13 protein-coding genes are annotated in these 13,432 nt (G+C 60.7%); 7 read left to right on the top strand and 6 right to left on the bottom strand.

The genetic code is table 11. The features are described from left to right. Positions 1-39: 39 nt before the first annotated feature. Genes BLR69_RS22145 through BLR69_RS22125 form a run of 5 tightly spaced genes read left to right on the top strand, consistent with a single transcriptional unit; the run spans position 40 to position 4,622 of the window. On the top strand, positions 40-1,071 hold the full coding sequence (locus BLR69_RS22145; protein ID WP_071494795.1) for a DUF5924 family protein: 1,032 nt from the start codon (positions 40-42) through the stop codon (positions 1,069-1,071). Positions 1,072-1,125: 54 nt separating this feature from the next. Continuing rightward, entirely contained in the window at positions 1,126-2,274 is a 1,149-nt protein-coding gene (locus tag BLR69_RS22140) for an ABC transporter permease (RefSeq protein WP_071494794.1), read from the top strand. After that, positions 2,271-3,074, top strand: coding sequence for an ABC transporter ATP-binding protein (locus BLR69_RS22135; protein ID WP_071494793.1), 804 nt, complete (start codon positions 2,271-2,273; stop codon positions 3,072-3,074). The genes BLR69_RS22140 and BLR69_RS22135 overlap by 4 nt, the downstream gene beginning before the upstream one ends. 1 nt (position 3,075) lies before the next feature. Then, positions 3,076-4,014 carry an MlaD family protein gene (locus BLR69_RS22130; RefSeq protein WP_071494792.1) on the top strand — a complete coding sequence of 313 codons (939 nt, stop codon included), beginning with the start codon at positions 3,076-3,078 and terminating at the stop codon, positions 4,012-4,014. Next, the gene (locus BLR69_RS22125; protein WP_071494791.1) at positions 4,011-4,622 is read left to right on the top strand and encodes an ABC-type transport auxiliary lipoprotein family protein; all 612 of its coding nucleotides are present in this window, start codon (positions 4,011-4,013) and stop codon (positions 4,620-4,622) included. The genes BLR69_RS22130 and BLR69_RS22125 overlap by 4 nt, the downstream gene beginning before the upstream one ends. A 92-nt stretch (positions 4,623-4,714) precedes the next feature. On the opposite strand, the gene BLR69_RS22120 is transcribed toward BLR69_RS22125, so the two are convergent. The 5 genes from BLR69_RS22120 to BLR69_RS22100 all read right to left on the bottom strand — a co-directional run bounded on the left by BLR69_RS22120 (position 4,715) and on the right by BLR69_RS22100 (position 9,098). Beyond that, positions 4,715-5,944, bottom strand: coding sequence for a nucleoside recognition domain-containing protein (locus BLR69_RS22120; protein ID WP_010207849.1), 1,230 nt, complete (start codon positions 5,942-5,944; stop codon positions 4,715-4,717). 99 nt (positions 5,945-6,043) lie between these two features. Beyond that, the gene (gene gltP, locus BLR69_RS22115) at positions 6,044-7,375 is read right to left on the bottom strand and encodes a glutamate/aspartate:proton symporter GltP (RefSeq protein WP_058424440.1); all 1,332 of its coding nucleotides are present in this window, start codon (positions 7,373-7,375) and stop codon (positions 6,044-6,046) included. 726 nt (positions 7,376-8,101) lie between these two features. Next, on the bottom strand, positions 8,102-8,569 hold the full coding sequence (locus BLR69_RS22110) for an inhibitor of vertebrate lysozyme family protein (RefSeq protein WP_071494790.1): 468 nt from the start codon (positions 8,567-8,569) through the stop codon (positions 8,102-8,104). Positions 8,570-8,571: 2 nt separating this feature from the next. After that, positions 8,572-8,736 (bottom strand): DUF1328 domain-containing protein, encoded by a 165-nt coding sequence (locus BLR69_RS22105; RefSeq protein WP_003170804.1) that lies wholly within the window; start codon positions 8,734-8,736, stop codon positions 8,572-8,574. Positions 8,737-8,813: 77 nt separating this feature from the next. Continuing rightward, positions 8,814-9,098: a hypothetical protein gene (locus tag BLR69_RS22100; protein WP_071494824.1), complete on the bottom strand. Its 285-nt coding sequence runs from the start codon at positions 9,096-9,098 to the stop codon at positions 8,814-8,816. Positions 9,099-9,476: 378 nt separating this feature from the next. On the opposite strand from BLR69_RS22100, the gene algB reads away from it, so the two are divergent. Both algB and BLR69_RS22090 read left to right on the top strand, forming a co-directional pair. Further along, the gene (gene algB, locus BLR69_RS22095) at positions 9,477-10,823 is read left to right on the top strand and encodes a sigma-54-dependent response regulator transcription factor AlgB (protein ID WP_058424438.1); all 1,347 of its coding nucleotides are present in this window, start codon (positions 9,477-9,479) and stop codon (positions 10,821-10,823) included. Positions 10,824-10,833: 10 nt separating this feature from the next. After that, complete coding sequence (locus tag BLR69_RS22090) at positions 10,834-12,621, top strand: KinB sensor domain-containing domain (protein ID WP_071494789.1); 1,788 nt, start codon at positions 10,834-10,836, stop codon at positions 12,619-12,621. Here BLR69_RS22090 and BLR69_RS22085 read toward each other — a convergent pair. Continuing rightward, positions 12,618-13,394, bottom strand: coding sequence for an N-acetylmuramoyl-L-alanine amidase (locus BLR69_RS22085; RefSeq protein WP_071494788.1), 777 nt, complete (start codon positions 13,392-13,394; stop codon positions 12,618-12,620). The genes BLR69_RS22090 and BLR69_RS22085 overlap by 4 nt on opposite strands. Positions 13,395-13,432: the final 38 nt, after the last annotated feature.

Raw genomic sequence — 13,432 nt, 5'->3', positions numbered from 1 at the left:
CTGTCTGGGATTTTTTCCTACAAGACTGCGAAGCGCCGAATGCCAAACCTGACCCACTTAATCCAGCGCGTCCTCGAACTGATGAAGCGCTACCCAGGGGTGATTGCACTCGGCGGTTTTATCTCGGGTGTGTGCAGCTTCATCCTGGTGGATCGCCAGCAGGGCATGGCCAGCTGGATTGCGGTGATCATGTTGGTGAGCTGGCTGTGGCTGATGCTGGAGAACAGCTTCACCCAACTGTTCACCAAAGTCTTCAAGCGCGAAATCCCCGAACCGCTGTTGCGCTACGCAACCCAGATGATCCACCAGGAAAGTCTGTTTTTCGTGCTGCCGTTCTTTTTCGTCACCACCGCGTGGAACAGCGGCCAATCGGTATTCACTGGCTTGCTCGGCGCGGCGGCGCTGGTGTCGATCATCGACCCGCTGTACTACAAGTGGCTGGCGCCCAAGCGCTCACTGTTCCTGGCGCTGCATACCCTGACCCTGTTCGCCGCACTGCTCACCGCGCTGCCGATCATCCTGCACCTGACCACCGCCGAAAGTTACAAGCTGGCCCTCGGCGTGGCCATGGCGTTGTCGATCCCGAGCCTGGCGGTAAGCCTGCCGTTGCGCAGCCTCAAGGGCTGGGCGATGCTGCTCGGGGTCACCGCCGCTATCGGCTGCGCCGGGTGGTTCCTGCGCAGTTGGGTGCCACCAGCCACCCTGTGGATGACCGAAGTGGCCATCAGCACCCAACTGCAGGACCGCACGCCAGGCGACGACCTCAAGGAAGTTACTGCCGCGCAGCTGCGCAGCGGTGGGTTGTACGCCTACACCGCGATCAACGCGCCGCGTGGGCTGGATGAGCGCATCTACCACGTGTGGAAATTCAACGGCCAAGAGGTCGACCGCATCGCCCTGGATATCCACGGCGGGCGCAAAGAGGGCTACCGCGCCTGGACCCACAAGCAGAACTTCCCGGCCGACGCCGTGGGCCGCTGGCAGGTGCGAGTACTGACCGAAGACGGGCAAGTGATCGGCGTGCTGCGTTTCAAGGTGACGGACTCAGCACAAACGGACAACCCAAAGTAGGCCGTATCGTGCTATTACGTAGGAATTGTGGATAGCCAAACAAGCTCGGAGCTTATGACCACCAGCACGACGGCCGGCACAGCCCACCTCGATACGTCCACCACCCCGCCACAACTGCGGATTACGGGGGACTGGACGCTTGCCCACTATGCCAACCTGAAAAAGCTGTCGGACAAGCTCGACGGCCAATACGACGCCGGCGCGCGCATCGACCTCAACGGCCTCGGCGCCCTGGATACGGCCGGCGCCTCGTTGCTGGTGGAACTGCTGGGGCCGACCCGCATCGAGCAGTCCGCCGAACAGACCGATTGCAGCTTGTCTGCCGCCGACCGCGCGCTGCTCAAGACCGTCTACCGCTCCCTGAATGATTTTTGCGTGCCGGAAAAAGCCCCTGAAGAAGCGGCGGGTATCCAGGTCCTCGCACGTATCGGCCGAGCAGTGGACACGGTCTGGCAGGACACCAAGAAACTCTTGGGTTTCGTCGGCCTGATTCTCGAAACCTTCGCCCGTAGCATTTTGCGCCCCAAGCGCTGGCGCGTGACGCCAATGGTTGCGCACCTCGAACAGGTCGGACTGGATGCCGCGCCCATCGTGGCTTTGCTGACGTTCCTGGTGGGTGCGGTAGTAGCCTTCCTCGGCGCCACCGTGCTCAAGAGCTTCGGTGCGACGATCTTCACGGTGGACCTGGTGGCGTTCTCTTTCCTACGGGAATTCGGCGTCTTGCTCACCGCGATCCTGATCGCCGGCCGCACCGCCAGTGCCTTTACCGCACAGATCGGCTCAATGAAGGCCAACGAAGAAATCGACGCGATCCGCACCCTGGGCCTGGACCCGATGGAGCTGCTGGTACTGCCCCGCGTGCTGGCGCTGCTGGTGGCGCTGCCGATGCTGACGTTCCTGGCGATGCTCTCGGGCATCATCGGCGGCGGCGTGGTGTGCGCGGTGGCGCTGGATATTTCGCCGGCGATGTTCCTCTCGCTGCTGCAATCGGACATCGGCGTGCAGCACTTCCTCGTGGGCATGGTCAAAGCGCCGATCTTTGCGTTCCTGATCGCTGCGATTGGTTGCCTGGAAGGCTTCAAGGTCAGCGGCAGCGCTGAATCAGTCGGCGCCCACACCACCTCCAGCGTGGTGCAATCGATCTTTGTGGTGATCGTGATGGATGCTGTCGCCGCGCTGTTTTTCATGGAGATGGGCTGGTGAGTCGTCTACACCGGGCGCCCAGTGAGGCGGTGATTGAAGTGCGCGGCCTGTGCAATCGCTTTGGCAGCCAGAGCGTGCATGAAAACCTCGACCTGGATTTGTACAAGGGCGAGATCCTTGCCGTGGTCGGCGGCTCCGGCAGCGGCAAGTCGGTGCTGTTGCGCAGCATTGTCGGCCTGCGTCGGCCCAGCGCAGGCGAAGTGCGCGTGTTCGGCAAGAACCTGCCGAGCCTGCCCGAGCATGAGCGCTCCCTGGTAGAACGGCGCTTTGGCGTACTGTTCCAGAAGGGCGCGCTGTTTTCCTCGCTGACCGTTACCGAAAACGTTGCGCTGCCCTTGATCGAACACGCCGGCCTCAGCCGTCGCGACGCCGAGCACTTGGCCGCGGTCAAGCTGGCCCTGGCCGGGCTGCCGCTGTCGGCGGCCGACAAATACCCGGCATCGCTATCCGGCGGCATGATCAAGCGCGCCGCCCTGGCACGTGCGTTGGCCCTGGACCCGGACATCCTGTTCCTCGACGAACCCACCGCCGGCCTCGACCCGATCGGCGCGGCGCAATTCGACCAACTGATCCTGACCCTGCGCGATGCGCTGGGCCTGAGCGTGTTCCTGGTCACCCACGACCTGGACACGCTGTACACCATTACCGACCGCGTGGCGGTGCTGGCACAAAAGAAAGTGCTGGTGGCCGATGCCATCGATGTTGTCTCGGAAACCGATGACGCATGGATCCACGAATATTTCCACGGCCCCCGTGGCCGCGCGGCATTGGATGCCGCTCAATCGCTCAACGAGGTATGACATGGAAACCCGAGCCCATCATGTGATGATCGGTCTGTTCAGCGTGATCGTGGTGGTCGGCGCGATGCTGTTCGGCCTGTGGCTGGCCAAGTCCAGCGTCGACAGCGCCTTCCAGGACTACGAAGTGATCTTCAACGAGGCGGTCAGCGGCCTGTCCCAAGGCAGTTCGGTGCAGTACAGCGGGATCAAGGTGGGCGATGTGATCAGCCTGAGCCTGGACCCCAAGGACCCGCGCCGCGTGCTGGCGCGCATCCGCCTGGCCGGGCAGACGCCGGTCAAGGAGGACACCCAGGCCAAGCTCGCCCTGACCGGCATCACCGGCACCTCGATCATTCAGCTCAGCGGCGGCACCCCGCAAAGCCCCGAGCTCAAGGGCAAGGACGGTAACTTGCCGCAGATCATCGCCTCGCCATCACCCATCGCACGCTTGCTCAACAACAGCAACGACCTGATGACCAGCGTCAACCTGCTGTTGCACAACGCCAATCACATGTTCTCCCGCGAGAACGTCGAGCGCCTGAGCAACACCCTGGAGAACCTGCAGCAAACCACTGGCGCCATTGCCGATCAGCGTGGCGATATCAAAGTGGTGATGCAGCAACTGATGCAGGTGAGCAAACAGGCGACCGCCGCCCTGGAACAGACCACCGTGCTCATGCACAACGCCAATGGCTTGCTCAACGAACAAGGCAAGCAGGCCTTCAGCAGCGCCGAGCAGGCCATGAAATCCCTTGAACAAAGCACCGCGACCATCAACACCTTGCTGACCAACAACAAGGACTCGGTGAACAGCGGCATGCAAGGCCTCAACGAACTGGCGCCGGCGGTGCGCGAGCTGCGCGAAACCCTCGGTTCGCTGCGCGCCATCTCCCGCCGCCTGGAAGCCAACCCCAGCGGTTACCTGCTGGGCAGCGACAAGAACAAGGAGTTCACGCCATGAAGCGTGCTTACAAGATGATCGCCCCGTTGGCCCTGGCGCTGGTGAGCGCGTGTTCGATCCTGCCCAAGGCCGATCCTTCAGATGTGTATCGCCTGTCCTCGGCACAAACCGCCAGCCAGGGCGCGCCGGTCAGTTGGTCACTGCGCGTGAACAAGCCGCAGACCAGCGAGTTTCTCGACAGCCCACGCATTGCCGTGGTGCCCAATGGCGACTTGATCAGCAGCTATGCCAACTCGCGCTGGAGCGACCCGGCGCCGGTGCTGCTGCGCAACCGCTTCATGGACGGCTTCCAGCGCGATAGCCGGGTGACGCTGCTGAGCACCGATGACACCAACCTGCAGTCCGACTATGAACTGGGCGGGCAATTGCAGGCGTTCCAGAGTGAATATCACGGCAGTGCGGTTGAGGTGGTGATTCGCCTGGACGCGCGCCTGGTGCGCGGGCGTGATCAGCGGATTATTGCCAGCCGACGGTTTGAGGTGAGGCAACCGGTCAGCGACACCAAGGTGCCGGCGGTGGTCGCCGGGTTTGGGCAGGCGGGGGATCAGTTGAATAAGCAGGTGGTGGATTGGGTGGTTCAGCAAGGCAATAGTGCAGCTAAACACTGAAGGCCTCATCGGGGGCAAGCCCCCTCCCACAGGTTGATCTGTGAACACATTCAAATGTGGGAGGGGGCTTGCCCCCGATAGCAATCCGAGCCTTAACCGAAGAACCAGTAGCACACCGCAATCGCTGCCACCACACCGGCAAACTCCGCCAACAACGCACAGCCCACGGCATGCCTGGCCCGCTGAATACCCACCGAACCGAAGTACACCGCCAACACATAGAAGGTGGTCTCGGTACTGCCCTGAATCGTCGCCGCCACCAACGCCGGGAAGCTGTCCACACCCTGGGTCTGCATGGTCTCGATCAACATCGCCCGCGCAGCGCTACCGGAGAACGGCTTGACCATCGCGGTCGGCAAGGCATCGACGAAGCGCGTGTCCATGCCGGTCCAGGCGACCACATGGCGAATGCCTTCGAGGCCGAAGTCCAACGCGCCCGACGCTCGCAATACACCGACGGCACACAGCATCGCCACCAGATACGGCAGCAGGTTCTTGGCCACATCGAAGCCTTCCTTGGCGCCTTCGACAAACGCCTCGTAGACCTTGACCTTGCGCAGCGCACCGATCACCAGGAACAGCATGATCAGGCCAAACAACGTGAGGTTGCCCAGAATCGAGGACAACCCGGCCAACGCCGTGGCGGAGAGCGTCGCCAGCAGCGCCATGAAGCCGCCCAGCACCAGCGCGCCAGGAATCAGGTACGCCAGCACCACCGGGTCCCACAGCCGCAGGCGCTGCATGATTGCCACAGAAAGCAGGCCCACCAGCGTGGATGCGCTGGTGGCCAGCAGAATCGGCAGGAACACCAGCGTCGGGTCCGCCGCACCTTGCTGGGCGCGGTACATGAAGATGGTCACCGGCAACAGCGTCAGTGAAGACGCATTGAGCACCAGGAACAGGATCTGCGCGTTACTGGCGGTGTTGGGGATGGGGTTGAGTTCCTGCAAGGCCTTCATGGCCTTGAGGCCGATGGGGGTGGCGGCGTTGTCCAGGCCCAGGCCGTTGGCGGCGAAGTTGAGGGTGATCAGGCCGATGGCCGGGTGGCCGGCAGGCACTTCCGGCATCAGGCGGCGGAACAGCGGGCCGAGGGCCTTGGCCAGCCAATCGACGATCCCGGCTTTTTCAGCGATACGCAGAAAGCCCAGCCACAACGTCAGGGTGCCGAACAGCAGCACCATGACTTCCACCGACAATTTGGCCATGGCGAAAATGCTTTCGACCATCGCTGCAAAAATCCCGGCGTTACCGCCGACCAGCCATTGCGCCAGTGCCGACACCATTGCCACGACAAAGAAGCCAAGCCACAGGCCATTGAGCATCAGTTGAATCCCCCCGAAGAATGGGGCGAATGATAGCGGGGCTGGCAGAAACGACAAACCCCGGAATTTTCCGGGGTTTGTCTTTAAGCCGTCACGCTATCAGCTACGGGTCGCCTGGGCGACCGGTGCGGCGGTCTTGGTGCGCCAGTGCGGCAGCGAGTTCCAGTAGCGCTCGCCCTTGGCGTCGTCGTACATGCCTTCCCAACGGGAGATCACCAGCACAGCCAGGGCGTTGCCGATCACGTTCAGGGCAGTACGCGCCATGTCCATGATGCGGTCGACACCGGCGATGAACGCCAGGCCTTCCAGCGGAATACCCACGCTGCCCAGGGTGGCCAGCAGCACCACGAAGGATACGCCCGGTACGCCGGCGATACCTTTGGAGGTGACCATCAGGGTCAGCACCAGCATCAGTTGCTGGCCGATCGACAGGTCGATGCCATACAGCTGGGCGATAAAGATCGCCGCGATGCTCTGGTACAGGGTCGAACCGTCGAGGTTGAACGAGTAACCGGTCGGCACCACGAAACTGCAGATGGCTTTCGGCGCGCCGTAGGCTTCCATCTTCTCGATCACACGCGGCAACACGGTTTCGGAACTGGCAGTGGAGTAGGCCAGTACCAGCTCATCCTTGAAGATGCGCATCAGCTTGATCACCGAGAAGCCGAACAGGCGGGCAATCAGGCCGAGGATCACAAAAGCGAAGAACAGGATGGCGACGTAAACCAGAATCACCAGCTTGGCCAGTGGCAGCAGCGAGGCGAAGCCGAAGTTGGCGACGGTCACCGCGATCAGTGCGAATACGCCGATGGGGGCGTACTTCATGATCATGTGGGTGACTTTGAACATGCTCTCGGACACGCCCTGGAACATGGTTACCAGCGGCTCGCGCAGCTCAGGCTTGAGGCTCGACAAGCCAAGGCCGAACAGCACCGAGAAGAAGATGATCGGCAGCATCTCGCCACGGGCAACGGCGGCAAAGATATTCGATGGGATCAGGTTGAGGATGGTCTGGATGAACGCATGCTCATGCTGCACTTCGGCGGCGGTAGCGGTGTATTTGGAGATGTCGACGGTACCCAGGGTACTCATGTCGATACCCGCGCCCGGGTGGAACAGGTTGGCCAGCAGCAGGCCGACCACGATGGCGATGGTGGTGACGATCTCGAAGTAAAGGATGGTCTTGACGCCGATGCGCCCGAGCTTCTTCGCGTCACCGACACCGGCGATGCCAACGATCAGCGAGGAAATCACAATCGGGATCACGATCATCTTGATCAGGCGGATAAAGATATCGCCCGCTGGCTGCAACACATTGCTGATCCACCAGGCCTTTTCAGCACTGAAATGGTTAAGCACTGCACCGATTGCGATCCCCAGCACCAAACCGATGAGGATCTGCCAGGCGAGGCTTAGCTTTGCCTTCTTCATGTCATTACCCTTACTTCAAGTGAACTTAAGGCAAATGCGCCAGCCGCAACGCTCGAGAGCGAAAAAGTGTGTGCATCTGCCTCCATGGAAGGTCACCGCAGCGTGGCCGAAATGGCTTACTGGCAGGCGAAAAAAGGCGCAACTATTCCCATGCAAGGGGGCGACGTCTAATGCCGTAAACGCCTACCCTATGCCGAATCGGCATGAGATTTTTTAATAATAACTGTCCGAACGGTCAGTTCAAATGTGACATTTTGTCCGACAAAAATGCCGTGAACCGGCCAAACCCGGCTCGCTCAGAGATTCAGGACGTCTCCGCAGACTTGGCGGAAATGCCTGAGAGTTCCACCGTTTAGTGTCGGAAATGTCCTATGGCACCCACCAAAATTTATCGATAGATGGTCTACCCGACACACCAAGTAATGGTTGGGAATGAGCAGAAAGGAAATTTGCGACTAAGGGCGGCATGAGAATAGAAGAAAGAGCGTTAAAGCCCGCCGCAAGTTCAGCAAGCCGATGGCTTGTGAACCTGCGTCGCAGCTTTTCGCCTGACCCGGCTCTTGCGCAGGCACTCCCTGTACCCGTAGGTCACGCCGATCGCAGGTGATCAGAGCAACCCAGCCCCTTGGTCATGCACCGCCCTTGGCGAGCGGTGCAAACAGAAAGAAGCGGGGGCTTCTTTCTATGGACGCTGGCCCCGCAGACAACAAGCGTGTCAGACGGAACCTAGTACCAATTCGGATCTTTCTTCAACTGCTCCATCAACAGCTTTTGCATGCCTTCATCCGGCTTACCGATAAAACGGTAATCGGCGTGCCGCGTCGGCGACTTGTCCTTCGGCAGACCGGCCGGGACTTCCACCAACATGGCGTAGGCATCTTCCTTATCGAGGCTGAAGGCAACGATCAGGCGTTTGTTCAGGCAGGTGTCCGCAGTTTCGCAGAGCGGCCCGACCAAATACTTGTCGCCATCTTCTTCCACGGCATTCATCTGCTCGGCCGTGCCGGACAGGTTCATCACCCATTCCGGCAGGCGCTCTTCTTTCTTCACCACGCCTTGCCAGGTTTCACGGTATTGCGGATCCGCGCTGAGCAATTCGTTGGCTCGGGACTGGCCGTCGTTGGCGGCCAACGCCAAGCCGCTGCCGCCCAGAAGCAGGGCGGCAGTAATGGCTTTGAAGGACAAAGTGGTCATTTTCAGCCTCGGCCGCGACGACCAAAGAAGAAGGAAGCGATGAACATCACCAGGAAAACCACAAACAGAATTTTTGCGATACCCGTGGCGGTGCCCGCGATACCACCGAAGCCCAGGACTGCAGCCACAATGGCGATGATCAGAAATGTGATTGCCCAACTCAACATGGTGATTCTCCTTACGCTTTTATAGGGGTAACAGCGGTAGTGCCGTGCTGCCGCTCAACAAGAGCGGCCTTTGGTGCCTAGAACACCCAACGCTCTTGGGATGGCAGCTCACTCAGGGACGATGCCTGGTCAACCATCCGCAATTGCGGGGCTGTTGCATCGGCAGCAACACTGCCAACGGAACGGAAATGGGTCTGGGTCATGGCCGGACGTTCAAACTGGGGGATCTGCTGCTGACTCTGCTGCCAATGCTGAAGCTGCTGGCCGCCAATCAGCGTCACCATCAGGGCCAGGCTGGCAAACAGGCCTTGCTGTACATGCAGGTGCGATACACGCAATTGGCTGAAGATTGGGCGAGTCATGTTGCTGTTCTCCCGCATTTTGATTATTCGTTGGGAGAGCTATTGCAGAGCGCGTGCCAGCTTTTTTACAAAATAAATATCAATAAAATCATATAGTTATGAATTAGCACTTAATCGCACTCCCAGCATCCTGCACGATGCCCCTTCGGGCGCCGTGCGAAATGCACGATGGCCAGCGGTCGGATCAAGGGATCGAAAACGCAAGGGGGGTTGCCGAAGTGGCAAGACGGCATGGAAACGCCATCAGACGGGGCTTTGTAGGAAGTCATGCAGATACCTGCACGACGCTGCTATTTATCGATCAGAATAAACCATGCAACTTGCCCGATTATTCCGGGACTAAACACCATCATTCATAGTTTAAGGAGCGCGGGACAGATGGAATCAGCCAAGGAACTTCAAGGCCGCATTCTTTTAGTGGACGATGAGTCCGCGATCCTCCGCACCTTCCGTTATTGCCTGGAAGATGAAGGCTACACCGTCGCCACGGCGAACAGCGCGGCCCAGGCCGACGCCTTGATGCAGCGCCAGGTGTTCGACCTGTGCTTCCTGGACTTGCGCCTGGGCGAAGACAATGGCCTGGATGTGCTGGCTCAGATGCGAATCCAGGCGCCGTGGATGCGTGTGGTGATCGTCACCGCCCATTCGGCAGTCGATACCGCAGTCGATGCGATCCAGGCCGGCGCCGCCGACTATCTGGTTAAGCCCTGCAGCCCCGATCAACTGCGCCTGGCCACCGCCAAACAATTGGAAGTGCGCCAACTGTCTGCGCGCCTCGAAGCCCTTGAGGGCGAAGTGCGCCAGCCGAAAGACGGCCTCGACTCCCACAGCCCGTCGATGATGGTGGTGCTGGAAACGGCGCGCCAAGTGGCTGGAACAGATGCGAACATCCTGATCCTTGGCGAGTCCGGCACCGGTAAAGGTGAACTGGCCCGCGCCATTCACGGCTGGAGCAAGCGTTCGAAGAAATCCTGCGTGACCATCAACTGCCCCTCGCTGACAGCAGAATTGATGGAAAGCGAGCTGTTCGGCCATAGCCGAGGGGCGTTTACCGGCGCCAGTGAAAGTACATTAGGCCGCGTCAACCAAGCGGATGGCGGCACGCTGTTTCTCGACGAGATCGGCGATTTTCCCCTCACCTTGCAACCCAAGTTATTGCGATTCATCCAGGATAAGGAGTACGAGCGCGTGGGCGATCCCGTCACCCGCCGCGCTGATGTGCGCATCCTCGCCGCCACTAACCTGAACCTGGAAGACATGGTCCGCGACGGCCGCTTCCGTGAAGACTTGCTTTACCGCCTCAATGTAATCACCTTGCATCTACCGCCGTTGCGCGAGCGCAGTGAAGACATCCTGACCCTGGCCGACCGGTTCCTGGCGCGCTTCGTCAAGGAATATGCCCGACCAGCACGCGGTTTCAGCGACGAAGCGCGCGAAGCGCTGCTCAACTACCGCTGGCCGGGTAACATTCGCGAACTGCGCAACGTGGTGGAGCGCGCCAGCATCATTTGCCCTCAGGAGAAGGTGGAAATCAGCCACCTGGGGATGGCCGAACAACCTAGCAACAATGCCCCACGCATTGGCGCGGCACTCAGCCTGGACCAGTTGGAGAAAGCCCATATCGGCGCCGTGCTCGCTACCAGCGACACCCTGGATCAGGCAGCCCGCACCCTGGGCATCGACGCGTCGACCCTGTACCGCAAACGCAAACAGTACAACCTGTGAGCTGTACCCTATGAAGTTAGCGATGAAGTTGCGCACTCGGTTATTCCTGAGCATCTCAGCGCTGATTACCGTCGCCCTGCTGGGTTTGATCCTGGGTCTGGTGAGCGTCATGCAAATGGCCAAGACCCAGGAGTCCCTGATTCGCAGCAACTTCGTCACTCTGGACCTGGGTCTCAAGCTGCGTCAGAGCCTGGGCGATCAATTGATCATGATGCTGGAGGAGCGCCCGGACCCCGAGGCGCTGCAAACCTCCAAGCAACGCTATTTCGATCTGCTGGATCAGGGTATTGCCCATGAACAGCGCGATGGTCGCGGAACGGGCTTCAGCCAGGCTCGAGGCCAGTATCAGGCGCTGCTTGAGGCCTTTGACGAGTCCCAGCAACCAACGCCCCCACCCGGCGCCAAGGACAAACTCACCGACACCTTCAACACGCTGCGCAATGGCCTGATCGCCGAACACAAGCAGGCCTTGGAAAACATCAGCAACAGCGAGCACAAATCCCGCGAACGCGCTTTGTTGATCGCCGGTTTGCTCGGGTTGGTGGGGCTTGCCGTGCTGATCATCGGGTTTGTGACGGCCCATGGCATCGCGCGGCGTTTTGGTGGACCGATCGAAGCGCTGGCCAAAGCGGCAGACAAGATCGGACAAGGGGATTTCGAGGTAACGCTGCCGATCTCCTCGGCAGCGGAAATGAACCAGCTGACCCGCCGCTTCGGCATCATGGCCGAGGCGCTGCGCCAGCATCAGGCGACCAATGTCGATGAACTGCTGGCCGGCCAGCAGCGCCTGCAGGCCGTGCTCGACAGCATCGACGATGGCTTATTGATGATTGACCGCCAAGGGCGCCTGGAGCACCTCAACCCTGTGGCGCAGCGCCAACTGGGCTGGGACGAGGAACGCCTCGGCCAAGGCCTGGGCGAAGCCTTGTCGCGCCCGGAGCTGGATGAACAACTGCAACTGGTGCTGCGCGGCGGCAATCTAGAGCGGGCACCGGACGACCTGGAAGTAGAGGTCGAGGGCGAACTGCGTCTGCTGACCTACAGCCTGACCCCGGTGAGCCATACCCAGGGGCATATTCTTGGCGCAGTGATGGTGCTGCACGACGTAACCGAACAACGCGCCTTCGAGCGGGTGCGCAGCGAGTTCGTATTGCGCGCCTCCCATGAACTGCGTACGCCGGTGACCGGCATGCACATGGCCTTCGGGCTGTTCCGCGAGCGTGCGAAGTTCCCGGCGGAGTCCCGCGAAGCGGACTTGCTGGATACCGTCAATGAAGAGATGCAGCGCTTGATGCAGTTGATCAACGACCTGCTCAACTTTTCGCGCTATCAGAATGGCCTGCAGAAACTCACGCTGGGGCCGTGCGACGTCACCGATCTGCTCGAACACGCCCGAGCACGCTTCGCCGAGCCAGCCAACGCGCAAAATATCGAACTGCTGGTGGAAGCCCAATCCGACCTGCCTCGGCTGTATGCGGACCAGGTCCAACTGGAGCGGGTGCTCGACAATCTACTGGGCAACGCCCTGCGCCACACTCCCGCGGGCGGGCAGATACGCCTGCAGGCACGGCGCCATGGCGAGCGGGTGATCGTCAGCGTCGAGGATAACGGCGAAGGTATTGCCTATGGGCAGCAGGGGCGCATCTTCGAACCCTTTGTCCAGGTGGGCCGCAAGAAAGGCGGCGCCGGCCTGGGGCTGGCGCTGTGCAAGGAAATCGTGCAATTGCACGGCGGCCGCATGGGCGTGTACTCGCGACCGGGGCAGGGCACTCAGTTCTATATGGCGTTGCCGCTCTAGCTTCGGTTCAACGCGCGCAGGATCGCGGCACTTTCCGCATCCGGCGTGCCATCAAACAGCGACGGCCGGAAATGCATCTGGAACGCTGCGATCACATGGCGCGTGGCCACATCCAACTCGCCGGTCTGCGGCGTCTGGTAGCCCAGGCGGGCCAGTTCTTCCTGGAACCAGGTGACGCTTGGCAGCTCGGCGGCGTATTGCACCTGGAAGCGCGCAACGGCCTGGGCATCCGGCCAAACGCCCAACCCTTCGGCGGCCAGCCGCTTCCAGGGGAACAACGGGCCCGGGTCAAGCTTGCGCAACGGCGCAATATCACTGTGGCCAATTATGTTCTTGGGGTCGATGCCGTTGCGCTTGCTGATGTCCTTGAGCAAAACCACCAGGGACTTCACCTGCGCCTCCGAGTACGGGTACCACAAGCGGCCTGTCGGCGTGTCCTTGTAGCCAGGATTGACGATCTCGATGCCAATTGAGCTGGAGTTGAGCCAAGTGCGGCCCATCCACTCGCTCTCCCCGGCATGCCAGGCGCGCTGGCTCTCGTCCACCAGCTTGTAGATGGTGGCCGAGGCGTCGTCACCGATCAGGTAATGGCTGCTGACCTGGCCATGGGTGAGCAATGCCAGGGAGCGTTCAAGGTTGGTGGAGGTGTAATGCACGACTACGAACTGCACGCGGTTGTCGTGGTTCACCGAGGGGTGGCTGGTATCCAGGCGAGGGCCGCTGGCACAGCCTGCGAGCAGAAGGAACACAAAAGCGAAGTACAAGGATTTCATGGCGGTAGACGTTACGCAGAAGACGATAATGCAACAGT

This window comes from Pseudomonas azotoformans, from assembly GCF_900103345.1.
GTDB lineage: Bacteria > Pseudomonadota > Gammaproteobacteria > Pseudomonadales > Pseudomonadaceae > Aquipseudomonas > Aquipseudomonas azotoformans.
The sequence above is the reverse complement of the archived record's forward strand: the minus strand, read 5'-3'. Positions and strand labels throughout refer to the sequence as shown.